Origin of the sequence: Bacteroides sp. D2 (assembly GCF_025147085.1) — a bacterium.
In the GTDB taxonomy this organism is placed as follows: Bacteria; Bacteroidota; Bacteroidia; order Bacteroidales; family Bacteroidaceae; genus Bacteroides.
The window spans coordinates 452296-473323 of the sequence record NZ_CP102261.1 but is presented as its reverse complement, the minus strand read 5'-3'; the positions used below and the strand labels follow the sequence as shown (position 1 = coordinate 473323).

Below are 21028 nucleotides of genomic sequence, written 5' to 3'. Positions count from 1 at the left end.
GAAAGCAAATCACAATTATGAGCTTCTGATAGGCGTTGGCTTCCTCGTTGTTTCCAATGGGTCAAAGATACTAATTTGAAAGCAAATCACAATTTGGTATAATTCCAAGCTCCATGTAGTACCGTTGTTTCCAATGGGTCAAAGATACTAATTTGAAAGCAAATCACAATATACGCGTATTGCGATCGTCCCGCACCTTGGTTGTTTCCAATGGGTCAAAGATACTAATTTGAAAGCAAATCACAATTGGAACAGACTGTTGACCAACAATCCTCTGTTGTTTCCAATGGGTCAAAGATACTAATTTGAAAGCAAATCACAACTATGTCGGGAATTGCGCCCGAAAACCGTTTGTTGTTTCCAATGGGTCAAAGATACTAATTTGAAAGCAAATCACAACTCCCGGACTGGCAGCGATGCAGACAGCAAGGTTGTTTCCAATGGGTCAAAGATACTAATTTGAAAGCAAATCACAACACTAGGTTTATCCTAATTATCTGTTGGACGTTGTTTCCAATGGGTCAAAGATACTAATTTGAAAGCAAATCACAACGGCTAGGGTGCTAAAGTTGCAGAACGAGATGTTGTTTCCAATGGGTCAAAGATACTAATTTGAAAGCAAATCACAACCCTAGAGTGCGATCTGTGGAAAATGTTTTCGTTGTTTCCAATGGGTCAAAGATACTAATTTGAAAGCAAATCACAACTCCAACATGTCGCCCTTCTTAATGTCATTGTTGTTTCCAATGGGTCAAAGATACTAATTTGAAAGCAAATCACAACCCCATGTTCGAACATGTCCGGCGTAAATAGGTTGTTTCCAATGGGTCAAAGATACTAATTTGAAAGCAAATCACAACCTGCTAGCTACGAAGAATTGGATAGAATCAGGACTAAACTATCTCCGTTGCAAGTGGAATATGTGAAAGACTGCTTCATTCGTGATACTGTGACAACTGATATTGAACAAGCTATTGCAGTTGCCCAGCGTTCCGAAGTCATTATTGCTGTAGTGGGAGGTTCCAGTGCCCGTGATTTCAAGACCAGTTATAAAGAAACGGGTGCGGCCATTGCCGACGAAAAGACGATTAGCGATATGGAATGTGGCGAAGGGTTCGACCGTGTAACACTTTCTTTGTTAGGAAAACAACAGGAACTGCTCAACGCCTTGAAAGCTACCGGAAAGCCATTGGTAGTCATTTATATTGAAGGCCGTCCCTTGGATAAAAACTGGGCATCAGAAAATGCAGATGCAGTGTTAACCGCTTATTACCCGGGACAAGAAGGAGGGATTGCCATTGCCGATGTTTTATTCGGCGATTTTAATCCGGCAGGACGATTGCCATTCTCTGTGCCCCGTTCCGTCGGACAAATTCCACTCTATTATAATTAAGAAAGCTCCTCAAAGCCATGATTATGTAGAACTGTCTGCTTCTCCGCTTTATCCTTTCGGATATGGTTTGAGTTATACCTCTTTTGATTACTCGGATTTGCATCTGTCAGCTCTGACACCACGTTCTTTCGAAGTTTCATTCAAAGTCCGGAACACAGGAAAGTACGACGGTGAAGAAGTAGCTCAACTTTATTTGAGAGATGAATATGCTTCAGTAGTGCAGCCGTTGAAGCAATTGAAACACTTCGCACGTTTCTATTTGAAGCGTGGTGAAGAACGGGAAGTGAAGTTTATTTTATCCGAAGAGGATTTCTCGCTTGTCGATTGGAATTTAAAGAGGATTGTGGAGCCGGGAACTTTTCAGATAATGATTGGTGCTGCTTCCGATGACATAAGATTACAGACGAAAGTGGAGATAAAATAGGAGATACTTCGCAAGGAGAAGTAGATAAGGATACAACTATCCGGAAAAACCAGATAGTTCAAAAAGAAGGTAATCGGATGATACTAAATAAGATTACCTCTATTCATCTATGAAACAAAAATATCAAATTTAAATCTCATAATAATTTGTACCAGTTTTATTGTCAAACTGTCAAGATAACATCTAAATAAATGAATATCAACACTCTACTGCCTGACAATAAACATTGATAATAGGCTGACAATAAAATATCCCGACTTTTATTGTCAGCCTTACTTTTATATCTTATGATAGCTTTATAACCTGATAAACAGTACCTTTATAAGTATGCTTCGAAGGAATACCGCATTTTTGCAGCAATCTCCCGAAGTGATATACTTTGTTATCAGACAATGACATACCGCTTTTCTTCTTCAGATAATTCAATATTTCAACCGGAGTAAGAAATTCGCCCTCCTCTTTTGTTTGCGCAGCCTTGAAATACTGATAAAACAATTGCAACATAGCCGGTGTCTGCTCAAACTCACGGTTATTTTCCGTCATAATCTGCTCATCCTCACTGTCAAACCAGTAGCGCTCGCCATGATAAATCTCGTGTATGGCTTGTGCATAAAGCTGTTCATAATCTATCGGCTGTGTAGTGTCGATGTTTCCCGTCACTTCAATGCAAATGAAACGACGGCTTCCCGAAGGATCAGTCAGCAAATCCTTTTGATTGCTTGTGCCGATAAATGAAGCATACCGTTGCAATTCAAGTACCGAACGACCGTGCGGTTTTCGTAGATTGACCACAGGCTTTTGGAGAATATGTTTCAGAAATCCCTGTTGTGGCAGGGTAATCTGGTCAAACTCATCGATGTTGATGAGCGCAAATCGATTCAGATACAGTTCTGCGTCCCGTTTTTGGCTGAAATCAATACTGTCTGTATAGTAAGCGCGAAGTGCAGGTGGAATCATTTCACGGCAGAAAGTTGACTTATGAGTTCCTTGTGCCCCCACTAATATGGGCGATGTATTATTCGCATGCATTTTATCTACCCCTCTCCAATGTGAAACCATATTCAGGAACCAACGGTGGAAAAGCAATTCCCAATGCGGATTCTTGCAAGGAACCCTGTTTGCCAAAGCATGAATACGGTCTTTGCCGTCCCAATGAGGCAGATGAAACAGAAACTCTTCCAACGGATTGTAGATCGGCACACGGTTGGAATGTAAGTATCGGTCTATATCCCTATCCCATACGCCAATACCTTCGGATTGTGCGTCGAGCATGATGCTGTTTTGTGCCCGTTTGTCAATGGGATGAAAGTAAAACTGAAACGAGAAACGCTCCCGATATTCCACTTCCCCGATCTGCGTATTATAACGGAACTCATAACGACGGTTCATAAATTCATCCATTTGCAGGCTAAGACGTTGCTCTTTAGTCAGGCAGCTGCTTTTGGGCACTCCCTTACATTCCTTATATACGTTTCTTATCATTTCGCGTACCAGCATCGGATTTTTTCTTTTGTAATAACGCGTGATGGTTCGTCGGGTTACCTCCTCTTCCGGGATGCCGGAGTAGTAACAATTTTCGGCAAGCGGGACTACTAATGTTTGCAAATCATGATCGTTTCGATGCCAGTCCGTTTCCATTTCTTCGAATGTTTTCCGCAATGCCGCTTCATAAAGCAATGCTACCGTATCTTCCGTGTCATATCCCGGCAGTGCTCGATTCAGCGGAGATGCTTCAGTGCTCGATTTCTCATGATAAGTCATCTCGCCGGGCATACCGATGGGCTGTGAAAGATAGAAAGGTACGGGAGCGGGACGATAAATCAAGTCCGGATCATAACTAAGACGTGAGAATTGTTCCAGTTTCGGCTCTTTTAATAGAATGTTGAAGGGAAGTTGAGGCTGATAACATTTAATGGCAAGCCGGTAAGCATGTGCCTGAAACACTTCGGCTTCTTCCGTTGTTTGCGGTAAAGTGCCGTCCGGACGGGTGAAGCAAGTCCATATCTTGACGCTTTTACCACTTGCTCCCATAAAAGCCAGCATTGTTTGGGGAAGTTCGGCAGCCTTTTGCTTCACGATTTCCACTTCTGTCTTTCCGGCTAGCGGACCGATGGTCAGTTCTACAATGCCATTGTAGGTTTTCATTCGCTTCACTCCGTTCACTCGCCCGAAGGCTGCTGCGGGAATCACTCGTGGTAGTTTGCTGGCGAGGGAACAAGGCTCATCGGGTAGAACAAAATGCAGGGCCTGACGTAATCCGGTTACCGGGCGGAGCTTGGTTTCTTTTTTCATTTTCTCTATCAGCAGGTCGATGTCTGTTACGCTTAGTGCCTCCGTATCTCCGTTTTCCCTGATTTGTGTAATCTTCATTTTTCTTCTCTTGATATTTAATGAGAGTAAGTGTTTGTTATTGGTTTCAAAGGTACGGATAAGGTATTTGTAAAGCAAACTATTTGCGCTTTATCGCGATAAAGAATGTGCTTTCTTGTTATACTATTCAAGAAGAAGGCGGACTTGAGACATTAACAAGTAAGTAAAGATATGCTCGCCACTGTGTATTGTTGCATAAAGACACCGCTCTTCTTACGTTAACTCACCGGTATTGGTAGTTCGCCACGGCCGTGACGAGATCTTCCCACGGCCGTGGTAGGAATTCGTCACGGCTGTGGGAAGAAGTTACCACGGCCGTGGTGAGTTAAAGATATCGGCGCTTTAGCAGAACAATACCTGCTTGTTGAGTTAAAGATACCGGATGCGTAGTATTCATTTAACGGGGGGCGACATTTGCTTCGTAGTGAGTTCATATTTCTTATATGCTATTTGCTAATATTGAACTTCCTCTCTATCAATACAAAACTTCCTGTATTTATTTCCGTATTTCCACTTTGTTTCAAAAAAAAAGCATATCTTTGTCATACGCTTTCTGTTCATCAGCGTGGTGGAATAAGTAAGAAGCGTTATTTATTTTGAAATAGGAATATTATTGTATTGTCCTTCATACTTGAAATCTAGCAAGTTTCTTTTCCAAAGAGGGATGATTCAACAGATATTCCACGTGAACGGTCGTATATCAACATATCGATGAAGGATGTGTTATATATAAACGATTAGCGTGGATGTCTGTTGTTATCATTATCTTTTGGAAAGGTTTGCTAGGCCTCAAGTATGGATAATGGTTCAACAGCATTCACGCTTTTCTTGTACCCGGTTGGTTTCATAACCCTTAAAACTCCCCAACCCCAATTCCCAGTCCGCCCGGAATACAAAAAGCGCGAATGTTTGTTGAATCAACATCAGTAGAGTGCTATTTATTCCTTGTTGTATAACAAATTAAAAACAAACACTATGTCACAATGGATTAGCATAGAAGCGGCAGCCGAGAAATACCGACTCGAAAAAGAGTATATCTGGCTTTGGGTGGAAATGAAAAAAGTCACAGTGTCTTATGAGAATGATACTGTTTCCGTAGATGATGATAGTATCCAGCAATTCATAAAACGGACTAAGCTGGGAATTACGTCTGAATATGTCGATGAGTTAGAGCAACTTTGCATGGAAAAAAACAAAACCAGCAGATTGTATGCTTCACTCTTGAATATGCGGGATCAGGAATTAATGGCAATTAGAGGCCAAAGTTCGCGACTGGACGGTTTATGGAAAATGGTGGAGGAACAATACGAAAGACTGCGATCCTTCGAGAAGAATTCTATGTCGGACAACGCTATTTGTAGCAACTGCTGGATCAGAAAGATATGCAGGAGATTGAAACGAATTCTATAATTCTGCTGTGAATTTAATCTATTAAATAACAGGCTGACAATAAAAGTACGAACTTTTTATTGTCAGCCTATTGTCATAGCTTATTGTCAGCATGTAACAGCTTGATAATCATTTGCTATCTGGAAAATCCCTCCTGCTGACAATAAGAATCATCCAATTTATATGTAAACCTAAAACCTATGAAACTTTTCTATTTCTAATTACACGCATGGCCGCAGTATAGTATTCGCAAGGAACAGATATCAAGATACTGTTTAAACCATTGTCTTTCGTTGAAACCTGAATATAGGCTGCATTCAATAAACTCTTTACGCTGGCTGCTTCCCAAGGACTACCAGCAAAAACATTGACTTGAGAAATCTTTCTACTTGTAATCATAATCTTTTTAGTGTGATGCTGTTTTTTACAGCGACAAAGATAAGAGAGAAAAGCAACATAGAGGTGCAATATTGTTTCATATATAGTATACAAATGATTCATTGAATCAGGATTTGTATTAATTGACCAGTTTGTAGTATTCTGTTTTTTATAAACTCTGGTGGCTGATATTGGATGCAAAAGCAAATGAGGATGAAATAAACTAAGAACTCCAGATATATTCATTATTAGATATACCTGGAGCTTAGAATATAGGTCAATGAAGAGCGATTATAAGTAAGGAGTGCTACTCCATTTTGTATAATCACGAACTCCTTCAATATATTTTCTTACATTATAAGACGTTGTTGAATATTGGTATCCAGAACTATAAGTCCAAATATAAAAATCTGCATAACTAGTAGTCTCTTGCCATTCTTTGACTATATATTCTCCATTACGTGGTTGATAGATGGCTTTAAAATCGGTACACTTTACTCCATTGGTCGGTTTGACAGCTGAACGTGTTATAAGAATACCTTCTACTTTTGGATCAGAACAACTCCAATTATATGTCACTTCGCTATATTCCCTTATAGTAAGAAGGTACTTTTTATTAGTGCCAATATATTTGGCATTAAGAACTCGTTCTTTACGAGTTGCATTGATTACAAAACTAGAAACTCCTTCTGGTGATACAGACGAACCTCCTCCAGAAGACGAACCTCCACTAGAGGTCTCACCACGATATCCTTTTAATATTTCAGACATGATATTAGGATCTTTAGGATTAAAATCACAATACTCTGAACATTCTTGATGATTGGTATTGAAGATATGTACACGTCCAAATATTTTTCCTTTTTGAGTTGTAATAATATATGGTAGAAGATATCTGTCTGCTAATGCTGTTACGCTTCCTGTCGTAAGAGTTATAGTAGACTCTTGGGGATTTACAGCCTTTTTGTTCATCATAAAACCAGAAGAAAAGTTTTTCTCTCCTCCTATGTAACAGCCAACTTCTGTAACTGGGTCAGAATCGGTGTTATTAAATTGAATGTCTAGATCTGCCTTTGGATAGTGGAATGTAGAATTTATAATGACTGGATATTTCAATGTTTCATCTGTTTTATTTCCGTCATTCTCATTATTCTCATCTAGAGTGTCATTATTACTGCACGCAGTAAATAACATAAAAAATAAAGTTGTTAAAAAAATAAGTCCTTTCATAATCTGTGCTATTTATTTAATTAAATTATAATAGTGTTGTTTATGCTAATATTACTTTTCGAAATTTGTCGTAAACGCTTTATATTTCATACATATTGCCGAAAGTATTATTACAATTAGTATAGATTACTTATATTATTATAGTTTAGTTGAACTTACGAAAAAGAACATGGGGAATTTTTAGGAAAATCCTACTATGAACCGTTTAATTATCTATAACCTCTACCACTACAAGATGGACATCTATCATGGCTATGTGATGCATTCACATTGCGGGAGCATTCATTACACCAGTGAGTATCACTATTTCCATAAGTGGGTGTCTTGGAGCCTGCAATCCAGCCCTTCCCATTACATAAAGTGCAAGTCTTTTGAGTCGTAGAAGGAGTCTTGTTGCTACTGTTATTTATTGGTGGATTTGTGTTTACACCTCCACCAGACAAACCCAACTGTACCTGTAACATTAACATAGCTCCTTCGTGACCATTAGAGGCTGCTTTCGCATATAGGCTAGTCTGCATTTGATGTGCCCCTGATAGACAGCTAGTTGTAACTAAGGCTGTACTAAAATCCATAGAATATGCCGCTTTTGTTCCATCATTAGTCAAGCCTATTATTATATCTTGCAGTAAGGCTGCAAAAGCAAATTGTTCATTAGGATCAGATGGGTAGCTATCTTCGAATGTCTTTTTTATATAGTTGTATGCTGTGATGCTGTTCCCCTGATTTATGTAATTTGTAACAGTTCGTTTGAACCTATCTAAGTCATTTGTTGATGGCTGTGATTTTCCTGTAGAAACTGCTGATCCGGGTGCTTTGTTTTCTTCTTGTGATGTTTCTTCACCTACGAAGTGTGGAGTACTACGTATATTTTGTTTTTCTATAGCCTGATTAATATAATCCAATTTTTTTTGTAACGTATCTCTCCTAATAGTAAGCATCTTCTTTTCAGATTGATTATTTTCTTTCTTGATTTGTAAATTAAGACTTTGTATTTGTTCAATTAACGAGTTCCTCCTAGACGAAATAATAGAATATTGTCCCATGCAGACCTCGGATACTCCCCAAAGGAAGAAAAAAAATGTTATCAATGTGCGTCTCATAGTAAATTGTATTATACTTGATACTTCAAATATCAATTGAATTTATGTATTACCAATCATCCTCCATTTTCATTTGTGGCGTTTCAATCCCTTTTTTAGTGTGTGCAAATAGCTCTTCTGTATAGTCTACGAATTGCGATAAAATCCGTCTCATATATTTATTGTGTTTATTGGATACACAATCCTTTATATCTCCCCAACTTCCTGCAATCCCTAACCTATGAGCAATTATTGTGGCGCGTATCCTATAATCTTTTATTTCTAATTTATAAATGTATTCAATAGCTGCATAACATGTTCCGGCTATTTTCTTGCTGAAACATATAAAATCATTTTTACGTTCTGTTATAATGAGAGAGTAATTAGAATAAGAATAATCTGTATTTGTAGAGTATGGAACTGATTTCTTTTGAATTCTGGAATCCATATAGTTTTTGGCCATCTCATATAATTTCTCCTTTGTATATTGTGGAAACTCTAGTATTTTTTGAAATACAAGATTATCATCTTTATCAAGAACTAGTTTGCTACTGTATTCTTTTTCGAACTCCTCTTTATTAATTTTGATTTGGGCGTAAGTGAATATTGGAAATAATAGGCCAAATAAAACTACAATAAAAAGAATCATCAATATCTTCTTAGTGATATTATTTATTTCTATAATAGATATAAAGGAAATTCTTTTTATATATTCGTTCATAATCATAATTTATTTCAGGTATTAAATTGCTTGTGTATTTACAAAAATAATAAAATTTGAGATAAAGAAAAAATACGATATTCTTGTTTTGTGACTATTATGCTAAAAACAAAGATTATGCGGATGAAAATAGTATTTAAACTAGTTGTTTTTGTTGAAGTGTACTTCAATATCTGACTTGAAAAGGATTGGAAATGACATTAACTTCAGGAATGTATTATAAAGCAATAGTGTATTGTAGAAAGAAGTAGTTATTAAAAAAGAGAGTTTCAATGAGTCAGAACTATGATATAGACTCTACTGATTCTGTTGTTTGGCAAATATGAAAAGAACGATATTACATTGTTTGTAATATCGTTCTTTTATTGGTTAGTTATACCTTACTTCTTATCATTCTCTCGAATTTCCACCCGGCGGATCTTACCGCTGATTGTCTTAGGAAGCTCTTCTACAAACTCGATGACACGTGGATATTTATAAGGAGCAGTCACTTTCTTCACATGATTCTGCAATTCCTTAATCAGTTCCTCTCCGGCACGTGCTTTATAATCTTTGGATAGAACAATCGTAGCTTTTACTACCTGACCGCGAATCTCGTCGGGTACTCCGGTAATGGCACATTCCACAACAGCCGGATGAGTCATTAATGCACTTTCCACTTCGAATGGGCCGATGCGGTAGCCGGAGCTCTTGATAACGTCATCTGCGCGACCGACAAACCACAGGTATCCGTCTTCGTCTTTCCAAGCAACATCACCGGTATAATAAATTCCGTCGTGCCAAGCTTCGTGAGTACGTTCCGCATCCCGGTAGTATTCTTTGAAAAGTCCGAGAGGTTTGCCTTTGCTGGTGCGGATTACAATTTGTCCTTGCTCACCGGCTTCAACAGAGCGACCTTCATGGTCAATCAAATCTACATCATATTGAGGATTCGGCAGCCCCATGCTTCCCGGTTTCGGTTCCATCCACGGCATAGTGGCGATGGTAAGGGTTGTTTCTGTTTGTCCGAAACCTTCCATCAGTTTGATACCTGTCAGTTTCTTGAATGTTTCAAATACGGCAGGGTTTAATGCTTCTCCGGCAATGGTGCAGTATTTGAGTGAAGATAAATCGAATTTTGTCAGGTCTTCGTGAATCAGGAACCGGAAGATGGTAGGAGGTGCACAGAGAGAGGTGACATGATATTCCTGGATTTTTTCCAGAATAGCTGCCGGGGTAAACTTCTCGTGGTCGTAGACGAAGATATTGGCTCCGGCAATCCACTGTCCGTAGAGTTTTCCCCATACTGCTTTTCCCCAGCCGGTATCGGCAATGGTGAGGTGAAGACTGTTCTCGTTCAGGTTGTGCCAAAAACTACCGGTAACGATATGACCTAACGGATAAGTAAAGTCATGTGCCACCATCTTAGGTTCGCCGGTAGTGCCGGAAGTAAAATACATCAGAGAGATGTCGTCGTTAGTGTTCGCATGGCGTGGACGTACAAACGGAGCGGCATTTTCGATGCCCTGATGGAAATCTTCGAAACCTTCCGGTATTTCCGGTCCGACACTGACCAACTTTTCTACAGTGGGACACTCGGGGAGAGCATCTTTGATATGTTGCAGGATGATTCCTTCACCGGCAGCTACGATCATTTTGATATCGGCAGCGTTGCAGCGATAGATAATATCTTTTTTGGTCAGCAAGTGGGTGGCCGGAATGACGGTTGCTCCCAGTTTGTGAAGGGCGATGGTGCTATACCAGAACTCATAACGGCGTTTCAGAATCAGCATCACCATGTCCCCACGACCGATACCCAGACTTTGGAAGTAAGAAGCGGTCATATCTGTGTAACGCTTCATTTCGGCAAATGAAAATTGGCGGCTTTCACCTTTGTCATTTGTCCAAAGTAAAGCCTTCTTGTCGGGTTGTTCGGCTGCCCAGGCATCTACTACGTCATAACCGAAGTTGAAGTTCTCCGGGACGTTTATTTTCAAATTCTTGTTGAAGTCCTCTTGTGAGCTGAAAGAGGTCTGTGATAAAAATCTTTCTACCATGATGTTGTTACATAATTACTGCCAGAAAACGTACCGTTTTGCCATCGAGCGCTTTCATGCCATGTGGAAGTTTAGAGTTAAAATAAATACTGTCTCCTTGATTGAGGATGATTTCTTTGCCTTCGATGTTGATAAGCATACGTCCTTCGATGACAAGGTTGAATTCCTGTCCATTATGTTTGTTATAATGGATCGGCTCGTCGATTGCTTTCGGTTCAACGGTAACGATGAACGGATCGGCGGTACGGTTCATGAATCCTGAAGCCAGTGACTGGTATTTATAAGCTTTGGTACGTTCGATGCTGATACCTTTGCCGGCACGAGTCACAAAGTAGCTGCTCATTTTAGGTTCTTCGCCAAACATCAGAGCGTCGAGGGCTACATTATACGTACGGGCTATTTTTTGTAACATGCTGACAGAGATGTCGTAATCTCCTGTTTCCGCAAGCCGGTATTCTTCAGCAGAAATGTCACTATCGCGGGCGATATCCTCTGCGGTCAGTTCCAATACATCACGTAATCCGCGGAGGCGTTCTGCTATCTGTTTAATTTGTTCATTCATACAAATGGTTAGTATTTTATGATTAATAATTCTATGGTGTTATTTGGAAGCTTTCATGGCTTTGATAATAGCAGAGGTGAAGCCGTTGTGTTCTAATTCATTGATACCCTTGATGGTGATTCCGCCCGGAGTGGTTACTTTGTCGATTTCTACGCTGGGGTGGGTGTCGTTGTTCTGAATCAGTGCGGCCGCTCCTTTTAAGGATTGGGCTATCATCTGCATGGCATCTTTAGGGCGGAGTCCCATTTCGATTCCGGCTTGCATGGCTGCCTGAATGTATTTCAGTACGTAAGCGATACCGCAGGATGCCAATGCGGTGGCTGCCGCTATTTTATCTTCGGGGATAAGCATCACTGTTCCCATCTCGCTAAATAACCGGAGGATGAAGTTGTCTTGTTCATCATTCGTGTTGCGCGCGGCAACAAGCGTCATGCTTTCCAGTTCGCTGATAGCGGTGTTCGGAATCAGACGGAACATGGGCATTTCCGGTGCTACGACATAATGAGCCAGTTCTTCAAAACTGATGCCGGCAGCTACGGAGATGAGTATCTGTTTGCTTTTTAATTTCAACTCGCGCATCACCGATTCCATAAACCACGGTTTGACGGCAAGGATGACAATGTCTGCTCCTGTGGCTGCTTCCAGATTATTGTTGGTGGTGGAGATACCCGGAAATTCTTTTTTCAGTTTCTCTAGTTTTCCGGCACTGGGATTGGATACAATGATATCCGAATCGTCTATTAGACTTCCTTTTGCCAGGCCACGGGCTATTGAACCGCCCATGTTTCCTGCACCGATAATGGCTATTTTCATATACGCTTGTTTTTAATGAGTTGTTACAGACAAAGGTAACAGTTAATTACGAAAAAACAAAAAGCAGCCAGAATAAGAAATAAATTTCTAATAAAGGCTGCTTTTATCGTTGGCTGTTTATTAATCAAATGAGCGGTTAGAGTACTTTTTTGAACCGGGCGAGGAACTCTTTCGCTTCCTCCATGCTGAGACAGAGAGGAGGTAACAGGCGAAGTACATTCGTGCCGCTTGCTCCGGTAAATACATGCTCGTCATAGATGAGACGGCTGCGTAGTTCCTTGATCGGTTCTTCAAATTCGAGGCCGATCATTAGTCCGCGTCCGCGCACTTCTTTGATTTGCGGGAATTTTTTCAGCTCTTCCAGTAAGTAATCACCTACTGCCTTAGCATTTTCTACCAGATTTTCCTGTTCAATGACATCCATCACAGCAAGAGCTGCCGAACATGCCAGGTGATTTCCTCCAAAAGTAGTTCCCAACTGGCCATATACCGGTTTAAACATCGGGCTGATTAAGACACCTGCCATTGGAAAGCCGTTACCGATTCCTTTGGCTACAGTGATGATATCCGGCTTAATGTCATTATATTGATGAGCGAAGAATTTACCGCTACGCCCGTATCCGCTCTGAATTTCATCGAGAATCAGGATCGTTCCTGTTTCGCTGCAAGCTTTGCGGAGTTCCTGCATAAATTCGGTGGTTGGTATCTTGATACCGCCTACACCTTGTATTCCTTCAATGATAACAGCACATGTGTCTCCTTTAGACAATTCCTGTTTCATCGCTTCCACATCGTTGAGTGGGAGATAGGTGACATGACCGTTATTGTTGATAGGAGCGATAATAGAAGGATTGTGAGTCGCTTCTACCGCCAGAGACGTCCGTCCGTGGAATGCTTTATTGAAAGATACAATCTTAGTACGTCCGTTGTGGAAAGAAGCAAGTTTCAGAGCATTCTCGTTTGCTTCGGCACCACTGTTAATCAGAAACAGGCTGTAGTCTTCGTAACCGGAAATCTTTCCTAGTCGTTCGGCTACCTCTTGTTGGAGCTTGTTGATGACGGAGTTTGAGTAGAAACCAAGTTTAGCCACCTGGTTACTGATCATTGCTGTATAGTGAGGGTGCGCATGTCCGATAGAGATAACGGCATGACCTCCGTAGAGATCCAGATATTCCGTTCCGTTCTCATCCCATACTTTGCAACCGTCGCCCTTGACGATGTTGATGTTATATAAAGGATATACGTCGAATAATTTCATAATTCTTTGTTTTTAAAAAGCTGAAGGCTTCAAACGTAGTCCTACGGTTTCTTCCAGATTGAACATTAGGTTCATGTTATGAACCGCTTGTCCGCTGGCGCCTTTCAGCAAATTGTCGATACAAGAGATAATCAATAGTTTGTCACCATGTTTTTCCAGATGTATCAGGCATTTATTAGTATTAACGACTTGTTTCAAGTCAATGTTCTTGTCTACGATGTGTACAAAGGAGTCTTTTGCATAATATTCCTCATACATACGAACGATTTCTTCCAGCGCTACTTTGGTTTTGACTACCAGCGTTGCAAAGATACCACGAGCGAAATCGCCACGGTATGGAATGAAGTCGATTTCCGCATCGAAACTGTTTTGCAGCTGTTTCAGTGATTGCTTGATTTCCGGAACATGCTGGTGCTCGAATGCTTTGTACACACTCATATTGTTGTTTCTCCAACTGAAATGACTGGTAGCACCCGGTTTCACTCCGGCTCCCGTACTTCCTGTAATGGCATTTACCATTACATCATCCGTCAGCATTAGATTCTTGGCAAGCGGAAGCAAACCGAGCTGGATGCAGGTTGCAAAACAGCCGGGATTGGCTACGTGCTTTGCCGTACAAGTGGCACGGCGGTTCAGTTCCGGCAGGCCGTAGATAAAGTCGTGGTCGTCGCTCATAATGCGGTAGTCCATCGAGAGGTCGATAATCTTCAGGTCTTCCGGTATGTTGTGACTTTCCATGAATTTCTTTGTATCGCCGTGGGCGGTGCAGAAAAAGAGAACGTCGATTTCGTCCAGAGGTAACTGGTCGGTGAATCTTAGATCTGTTTCTCCATACAAGCCTTCGTGTACGTCGGTAATTCTGTTTCCGGCATTACTGCTGCTGTTGATAAATACGATTTCAGTTTCCGGATGGTTGAGCAGCAGACGGATTAATTCGCCTGCTGTATATCCTGCGCCACCAATGATTCCTGCTTTAATCATATCTCTTCGTCTTTGTGGTTATTATAGTAAACACGTAGCGGAGTAGAAGTGACTTTGATAAAGCCTTTGGCGTCTTCGGCTGTCCAGCCTTTCTGCATTTCACCGTATTCTCCGAATTTAGTCTTCACCAGATCGTCTTCCGATTCTACACCTACGGTAGAGAAGGAGAGAGGGCGAAGCTCGAGGATAGCCGTACCGTTTACGTTACGCTGGCTTTCCTGCAACATCGCTTCGATGTCACGCATCACCGGTTCGAGGTATTGGCTTTCGTGGAGGAACATACCGTACCAGTTGGCTACCTGGTCTTTCCAGTATTGCTGCCATTTGCTCAATGTATATTTCTCGAGGAAGCGATGGGCGCCGATAATTAACATCGGGGCGGCTGCTTCGAATCCTACACGGCCTTTGATGCCGATAATTGTATCACCCACGTGCATATCACGGCCGATACCGTATGCTGCACCAATTTCTTCCACTTTCTGGATGGCTTTGATCGGGTCGTCAAACTTCTCGTCGTTGACAGCTTTCAGTTCCCCTTTTTCGAAAGTCAGGCGAAGCTGTTCGCTGCCTTCTTTTTCAACATGTTTGAGGTAGGCTGTTTCCGGGAGTCCTTGCGCGGAGTCGAGGATTTCGCCACCACAGATAGAAGTACCCCACAAACCTACATTATAAGAATATTTCAGTTTGGTGAAGTCCGCGCTGAAACCATGTTTGTTCAGATAATCAATTTCTTCCTGACGGCTCAATGCCATGTCACGGGTCAATGTGATGATTTCTACATTGGGAGCCAGTACGAGGAAAGTCATGTCGAAACGGATCTGGTCGTTACCTGCTCCGGTAGAACCGTGTGCGATGGCATCCGCACCGATTTCATTGGCATAACGTGCGATGGCCAATGCCTGGAAAATACGTTCGGAACTAACAGAAATAGGATAAGTACCGTTACGCAGCACATTTCCGAAAACCATGTATTTCAGGCTCTTTTCGTAGTATTCCTGGGTAACGTCCAGCGTCACGTATTTCACTGCTCCCAGTTTATAAGCATTTTCTTCGTTTGTTTTCAGTTGTTCTTCGCTGAAACCACCCGTATTGGCACAAGCTGCATATACTTCGTAACCTTTTTCTTTGGCGAGGTACATGACGGTGAACGATGTGTCCAGTCCGCCGCTGAATGCCACCACTACTTTTTTCTTCTTTTCTTCCATAGTGCTGTATCTTTTAAATGTTATTTCTTTCTTGTTCTTTTTTGATGTTCCGCGGCTCTGTCGGATCGTACAGCATGGCTGTGCAGATGCAGAACTTGCGGTTTTTCGCTACCAGAATATCATGGTTGATACATCCTTCGCATCCTTTCCAGAAAGCTTCATCGTCTGTCAGTTCGTTGAAAGTGACAGGCACATAACCCAGTTCGGTGTTCATCTTCATGACAGCTGCTCCGGAGGTCAGACTGAATATTTTTGCTTTCGGCCATCGGAGACGTGCCAGTTGGAAAGAAGCCTGTTTGATGCGTTTTGCCAGTCCTAACCCACGGAAATCGGGATGAACGATCAGACCGGAAGTAGCCACATATTGCTTGTTTCCCCATGATTCGATGTAGGTGAATCCGGCAAAAGTATCGCCACAAAGAGCAATAATCGCCTTACCTTCTTTCATCTTTGTCGCTACGTATTCGTGTGTGCGTTCCGCAATTCCTGTTCCTCGTACGGCGGCAGCATTTCTGATAGTTTCCAAAATAGTGTCAACGTAAACCTCATGTGAGGCGTCGGCTACCATAACATCTATTTGTTGAGTGTCCATTTCTTTATTATATAATAATAGGTATAATTATTCGATATTGGGAATGATGAGTGACAGAAGCTGACGTATTTTGCTAATGGCAACTCCTTCACGCAACACCAACATGATTGTATCGTCACCGGCAATGGTTCCCAGTATTTCACTGAATTCATTGTTGTCGATGTCATACGCCATGCTGCTCGCATAACCGGGACGGGTGCGGATAACGGCAATGTTACCGGAAAACTGTAAAGAGATAAATCCGTTGTTACGTAACATTTCACCGGCACTCTGGTCGGTAGAACGTTTATACATAATGTTGTTCGGCAGTACATATACGTACTTTCCGTTCATACTGGCAGCCTTGGCTACTTTCAATTGTTTCAAGTCGCGGGAGAGGGTGGCCTGTGTCAGTTCGAAGCCTTCGCGGTTCAGCTCTTGCAGCAGTTCTTCCTGCGAACCGACCTCCTTGCTTGAGATAATCATTTTGATGGCGTCTAACCGATTTGCTTTCTTCTTCATTGTATAATTATTCTAAGAATGGCGCAAAAGTATGCATTATTTTGGAGAAAAGATGCATAAAACCAAAGTTTTTTTGCATAAAAAGTGAAAAATATGCTAAACGATGAGAGCCTGCTTTTCTGTTTTGTGTCAAAATGTATACCCTTTCAATCAAAATACATAAGGAAAAGGAGGAGGGAATCGCCTATCTTTGCCATGTAGGTAAATGGATACCTTAAATATATAGACAGAATACCATGAAACAAAACTTTTTTGCAGTCGACCTGGGCGCAACGAGCGGCCGTACAATCTTAGGAACTTTCATTGAAGGCGGATTGAATCTGGAAGAGATTAATCGTTTTCCTAACCACCTGATTGAAGTAGGTGGACATTTCTATTGGGATATTTATGCATTATATCGTCACATTATTGACGGATTGAAGTTGGTTGCTCATCGTGGCGAATCCATTGCTTCTATCGGTATCGATACCTGGGGAGTGGATTTTGTATGTGTCGGAAAAGACGGTAACTTGCTTCGCCAGCCTTATGCATATCGTGACCCGCATACAGTAGGAGCACCGGAGGCTCTTTTCTCCCGTATTTCCCGTAGCAAAGTGTATGGTAAAACGGGTATTCAGATTATGAATTTTAATTCACTTTTCCAATTAGATACTTTACGTCGCAATCACGACAGTGCGTTGGAGGCGGCAGATAAAATTCTGTTTATGCCGGATGCGTTGAGTTATATGCTTACCGGAGAGATGGTGACGGAATATACGATTGCTTCGACAGCCCAGCTGGTGAATGCACAGACACGACGTTTGGAGCCGGAGTTGCTGAAAGCGGTAGGATTGAGCGAGAAGAATTTCGGCCGTTTTGTATTCCCGGGTGAAAAGGTGGGAGTATTGACGGAAGAAGTGCAAAAGATAACCGGACTGGGGGCAATTCCTGTAATTGCAGTAGCCGGACATGATACCGGTTCTGCTGTTGCTGCCGTTCCGGCACTCGATCGTAACTTTGCTTATTTGAGTAGCGGAACCTGGTCACTGATGGGAGTTGAAACGGATGCTCCGGTGATTAATGCCGAAACGGAAGCGTTGAACTTTACCAATGAAGGTGGTGTGGAAGGAACTATCCGTCTATTGAAGAATATCTGTGGAATGTGGTTGCTGGAACGTTGCCGTCTGAATTGGGGAGATACAAGTTATCCTGAATTAATCAGTGAGGCGGATGCTTGTGAACCGTTCCGTAGTCTGATTAATCCGGATGATGACTGTTTCGCGAATCCTGCGGACATGGAAAAAGCTATTACAGAATATTGCCGGGCTACCGGACAGTCGGTTCCCGAGAAACGCGGACAAGTAGTGCGTTGCATCTTTGAAAGTTTGGCTTTGCGTTATCGCCAGGTGTTGGAGAATTTGCGTTCACTTTCTCCCCGTCCGATTGAAACATTGCACGTGATTGGCGGAGGTAGCCGGAATGATTTGCTGAACCAGTTTACTGCCAATGCGATAGGAATTCCTGTGGTAGCCGGTCCATCTGAAGCAACAGCCATCGGTAATGTGATGATTCAGGCAATGGCAGCAGGTGAAGCAACGGATGTTGCCGGTATGCGCCAGTTAATCAACCGCTCTATCCCGTTGAAAACTTATCAGCCGCAAGATACGGAAGTTTGGGACGCGGCTTATATCCATTTTAAAAATTGCGTTCGGAAATAAATAGAACGATCGACAGAATAATCATTTTTAAAACTAATAGAATATCATGAAAAAAGAAGAACTGATTCAGAAAGCGTATGAAATTGCTGTGGAACGTTATGCAGCAGTAGGTGTAGACACCGAAAAAGTATTGAAAACTATGCAGGATTTTCATCTGTCACTTCACTGCTGGCAGGCTGATGACGTTGCAGGATTTGAAGTACAGGCCGGTTCATTGACCGGAGGTATCCAGGCAACCGGTAATTATCCGGGCAAAGCTCGTAACATTGATGAACTGCGTGCTGACATCTTGAAAGCTGCTTCTTATATCCCGGGTACTCATCGTTTGAACTTGCATGAAATCTATGGAGATTTCCAAGGTAAGGTGGTAGACCGTGACCAAGTGGAACCGGAACATTTCAAGAGTTGGATAGAATGGGGTAAAGAACATAACATGAAGCTCGATTTCAACTCTACCTCTTTCTCTCATCCGAAATCTGGTGACTTGTCACTTTCTAATCCTGATGAAGGTATCCGTCAATTCTGGATTGAACATACCAAACGCTGTCGTGCCGTTGCGGAAGAAATGGGTAAGGCACAGGGGGATCCGTGTATCATGAACCTTTGGGTGCATGACGGAAGCAAGGATATCACTGTAAACCGAATGAAATATCGTGCGTTGTTGAAAGATTCTTTGGATCAGATTTTCGCTACCGAATATAAGAATATGAAAGATTGTATCGAATCTAAGGTGTTCGGTATCGGCCTGGAAAGCTACACGGTAGGTTCTAATGACTTCTATATCGGTTACGGTGCTTCTCGCAATAAGATGATTACTTTGGATACCGGTCACTTCCACCCGACAGAAAGTGTAGCTGATAAAGTATCTTCATTATTGCTTTATGTTCCTGAATTGATGTTGCACGTAAGCCGTCCGGTTCGTTGGGATTCAGACCACGTAACTATCATGGATGACCCGACTATGGAACTGTTCAGCGAAATCGTTCGTTGCGGTGCTTTGGACCGTGTACATTATGGTCTTGACTATTTCGACGCATCTATCAACCGTATTGGCGCTTATGTGATTGGTAGCCGTGCAGCACAGAAATGTATGACTCGTGCTTTGCTCGAACCGATTGCGAAGTTGCGTGAATACGAAGCAAACGGACAGGGATTCCAGCGTTTGGCTCTGCTCGAAGAAGAAAAAGCGCTGCCTTGGAATGCAGTTTGGGATATGTTCTGCTTGAAGAATAATGTTCCTGTAGGTGAAGATTTCATCGCAGAAATCGAAAAGTACGAAGCCGAAGTAACTTCTAAACGATAAGTTATGGATATTTTAATCGGCTTATTGATTATAGCCATCGGTAGCTTTTGCCAGTCCAGTTCTTATGTGCCTATTAAAAAGGTAAAGGAATGGAGCTGGGAAAGCTTCTGGTTAATACAAGGTGTATTTGCCTGGTTAGTGTTCCCGTTCCTGGGTTCACTACTGGGGGTACCCCAGGAAAGTAGTTTGTTCGACTTGTGGGGAGCGGGAGGTGCTGGAATGAGCATCTTTTATGGTATCCTGTGGGGAGTAGGCGGTTTGACTTTCGGACTTTCCATGCGTTATCTGGGGGTTGCGCTGGGACAGAGTATCTCATTGGGTACTTGTGCCGGTTTCGGAACTCTTCTTCCGGCTCTTTTTGCAGGCACAAACTTGTTTGAAGGCAACGGGTTGATTCTTTTGTTGGGTGTTTGCATCACATTGGCGGGTATTGCCGTTATCGGGTATGCCGGTAGCTTGCGTGCACAAAACATGAGTGAAGAAGAAAAGCGTGCTGCCGTAAAAGATTTCGCATTAACAAAAGGTTTGCTGGTTGCACTTCTTGCCGGTGTCATGAGTGCTTGTTTTGCTTTGGGACTGGATGCGGGAACACCTATCAAGGAAGCAGCTTTAGCCGGTGGAGTGGAAGGGCTTTACGCCGGTCTTCCGGTGATCTTCCTGGTTACCTTTGGCGGATTCCTGACAAATGCAGTTTACTGTCTGCAACAGAATGTGGCTAATAAATCGATGGGTGACTATGCTAAAGGAAAAGTATGGGGCAATAATTTGGTTTTCTGTGCGTTGGCTGGTGTACTATGGTATATGCAGTTCTTTGGACTGGAAATGGGTAAGAGTTTCCTTACGGAGAGTCCGGTATTGTTGGCTTTCTCCTGGTGTATTTTGATGGCATTGAATGTCACATTTAGTAATGTTTGGGGAATTATTCTGAAAGAATGGAAAGGCGTGTCAAACAAGACCATAACTGTGCTGATAGCTGGTCTGATCGTACTTATCTTCTCATTAGTGTTCCCAAATTTGTTTTAAAAAATTTAGGTATGGATTACATGGATTACGCAGTTTTTTTATAACTTGCGACGAAATCAGTGTAATCCAT

At 42.0% G+C, this 21028-nt stretch carries 17 protein-coding genes, 1 pseudogene and 1 CRISPR repeat array (1 of these 19 cut by a window edge); of the genes and pseudogenes, 5 read left to right on the top strand and 13 right to left on the bottom strand.

Translation table 11 applies throughout. The features are described 5' to 3' along the window. A CRISPR array of direct repeats spans nucleotides 1-860; the repeat unit is 47 nt; unit sequence GTTGTTTCCAATGGGTCAAAGATACTAATTTGAAAGCAAATCACAAT (it extends 2643 nt beyond the left edge of the window). A gap of 17 nt (nucleotides 861-877) precedes the next feature. After that, nucleotides 878-1817 (top strand): annotated as a pseudogene (locus tag NQ505_RS01740) (glycoside hydrolase family 3 C-terminal domain-containing protein); the annotation flags it as partial. A 285-nt stretch (nucleotides 1818-2102) separates the two neighbouring features. On the opposite strand, the gene NQ505_RS01735 reads toward NQ505_RS01740, so the two are convergent. Further along, entirely contained in the window at nucleotides 2103-4187 is a 2085-nt protein-coding gene (locus tag NQ505_RS01735) for a BT4734/BF3469 family protein (protein ID WP_032853222.1), read from the bottom strand. A 975-nt stretch (nucleotides 4188-5162) separates the two neighbouring features. Here NQ505_RS01735 and NQ505_RS01730 point away from each other — a divergent pair. Further along, complete coding sequence (locus NQ505_RS01730) at nucleotides 5163-5597, top strand: hypothetical protein (RefSeq protein ID WP_032853221.1); 435 nt, start codon at nucleotides 5163-5165, stop codon at nucleotides 5595-5597. Nucleotides 5598-5774: 177 nt separating this feature from the next. Here NQ505_RS01730 and NQ505_RS01725 read toward each other — a convergent pair whose 3' ends face one another. The 12 genes from NQ505_RS01725 to NQ505_RS01670 form a co-directional block, all read right to left on the bottom strand. Beyond that, entirely contained in the window at nucleotides 5775-5975 is a 201-nt protein-coding gene (locus NQ505_RS01725; RefSeq protein WP_008997901.1) for a DUF2007-related protein, read from the bottom strand. Nucleotides 5976-6245: 270 nt separating this feature from the next. Then, on the bottom strand, nucleotides 6246-7184 hold the full coding sequence (locus tag NQ505_RS01720; protein ID WP_008997900.1) for a hypothetical protein: 939 nt from the start codon (nucleotides 7182-7184) through the stop codon (nucleotides 6246-6248). Nucleotides 7185-7393: 209 nt separating this feature from the next. Beyond that, the gene (locus NQ505_RS01715) at nucleotides 7394-8287 is read right to left on the bottom strand and encodes a zinc-ribbon domain-containing protein (protein ID WP_008997899.1); all 894 of its coding nucleotides are present in this window, start codon (nucleotides 8285-8287) and stop codon (nucleotides 7394-7396) included. A 49-nt stretch (nucleotides 8288-8336) separates the two neighbouring features. Then, nucleotides 8337-8987, bottom strand: a complete 651-nt coding sequence (locus NQ505_RS01710; RefSeq protein ID WP_008997898.1) for a DUF4468 domain-containing protein — start codon at nucleotides 8985-8987, stop codon at nucleotides 8337-8339. A 380-nt stretch (nucleotides 8988-9367) separates the two neighbouring features. Then, complete coding sequence (locus NQ505_RS01705) at nucleotides 9368-11023, bottom strand: AMP-binding protein (RefSeq protein ID WP_004324615.1); 1656 nt, start codon at nucleotides 11021-11023, stop codon at nucleotides 9368-9370. 7 nt (nucleotides 11024-11030) lie between these two features. Then, nucleotides 11031-11585: a helix-turn-helix domain-containing protein gene (locus NQ505_RS01700; RefSeq protein WP_004299841.1), complete on the bottom strand. Its 555-nt coding sequence runs from the start codon at nucleotides 11583-11585 to the stop codon at nucleotides 11031-11033. A 39-nt stretch (nucleotides 11586-11624) separates the two neighbouring features. Continuing rightward, on the bottom strand, nucleotides 11625-12398 hold the full coding sequence (gene proC, locus NQ505_RS01695; protein WP_004299843.1) for a pyrroline-5-carboxylate reductase: 774 nt from the start codon (nucleotides 12396-12398) through the stop codon (nucleotides 11625-11627). Nucleotides 12399-12534: 136 nt separating this feature from the next. Then, nucleotides 12535-13656, bottom strand: coding sequence for an aspartate aminotransferase family protein (locus NQ505_RS01690; RefSeq protein ID WP_008997897.1), 1122 nt, complete (start codon nucleotides 13654-13656; stop codon nucleotides 12535-12537). Between the two features lie 12 nt (nucleotides 13657-13668). After that, nucleotides 13669-14637, bottom strand: coding sequence for an N-acetyl-gamma-glutamyl-phosphate reductase (argC, locus tag NQ505_RS01685; protein ID WP_004310469.1), 969 nt, complete (start codon nucleotides 14635-14637; stop codon nucleotides 13669-13671). Next, nucleotides 14634-15842, bottom strand: a complete 1209-nt coding sequence (locus NQ505_RS01680; protein ID WP_004310468.1) for an argininosuccinate synthase — start codon at nucleotides 15840-15842, stop codon at nucleotides 14634-14636. The genes argC and NQ505_RS01680 overlap by 4 nt, the downstream gene beginning before the upstream one ends. Before the next feature lie 13 nt (nucleotides 15843-15855). Next, nucleotides 15856-16434: a GNAT family N-acetyltransferase gene (locus tag NQ505_RS01675; RefSeq protein WP_004299851.1), complete on the bottom strand. Its 579-nt coding sequence runs from the start codon at nucleotides 16432-16434 to the stop codon at nucleotides 15856-15858. Between the two features lie 27 nt (nucleotides 16435-16461). Next, nucleotides 16462-16935 (bottom strand): arginine repressor, encoded by a 474-nt coding sequence (locus tag NQ505_RS01670; RefSeq protein WP_004310466.1) that lies wholly within the window; start codon nucleotides 16933-16935, stop codon nucleotides 16462-16464. 236 nt (nucleotides 16936-17171) lie between these two features. Here NQ505_RS01670 and rhaB point away from each other — a divergent pair, with 236 nt between their 5' ends. Genes rhaB through rhaT form a run of 3 tightly spaced genes read left to right on the top strand, consistent with a single transcriptional unit; the run spans nucleotide 17172 to nucleotide 20958 of the window. Continuing rightward, nucleotides 17172-18632, top strand: a complete 1461-nt coding sequence (rhaB, locus tag NQ505_RS01665) for a rhamnulokinase (protein ID WP_008997896.1) — start codon at nucleotides 17172-17174, stop codon at nucleotides 18630-18632. 46 nt (nucleotides 18633-18678) lie between these two features. Further along, entirely contained in the window at nucleotides 18679-19935 is a 1257-nt protein-coding gene (locus NQ505_RS01660) for an L-rhamnose isomerase (RefSeq protein ID WP_004299875.1), read from the top strand. Nucleotides 19936-19938: 3 nt separating this feature from the next. Then, the gene (rhaT, locus tag NQ505_RS01655) at nucleotides 19939-20958 is read left to right on the top strand and encodes an L-rhamnose/proton symporter RhaT (RefSeq protein WP_008997895.1); all 1020 of its coding nucleotides are present in this window, start codon (nucleotides 19939-19941) and stop codon (nucleotides 20956-20958) included. Nucleotides 20959-21028: the final 70 nt, after the last annotated feature.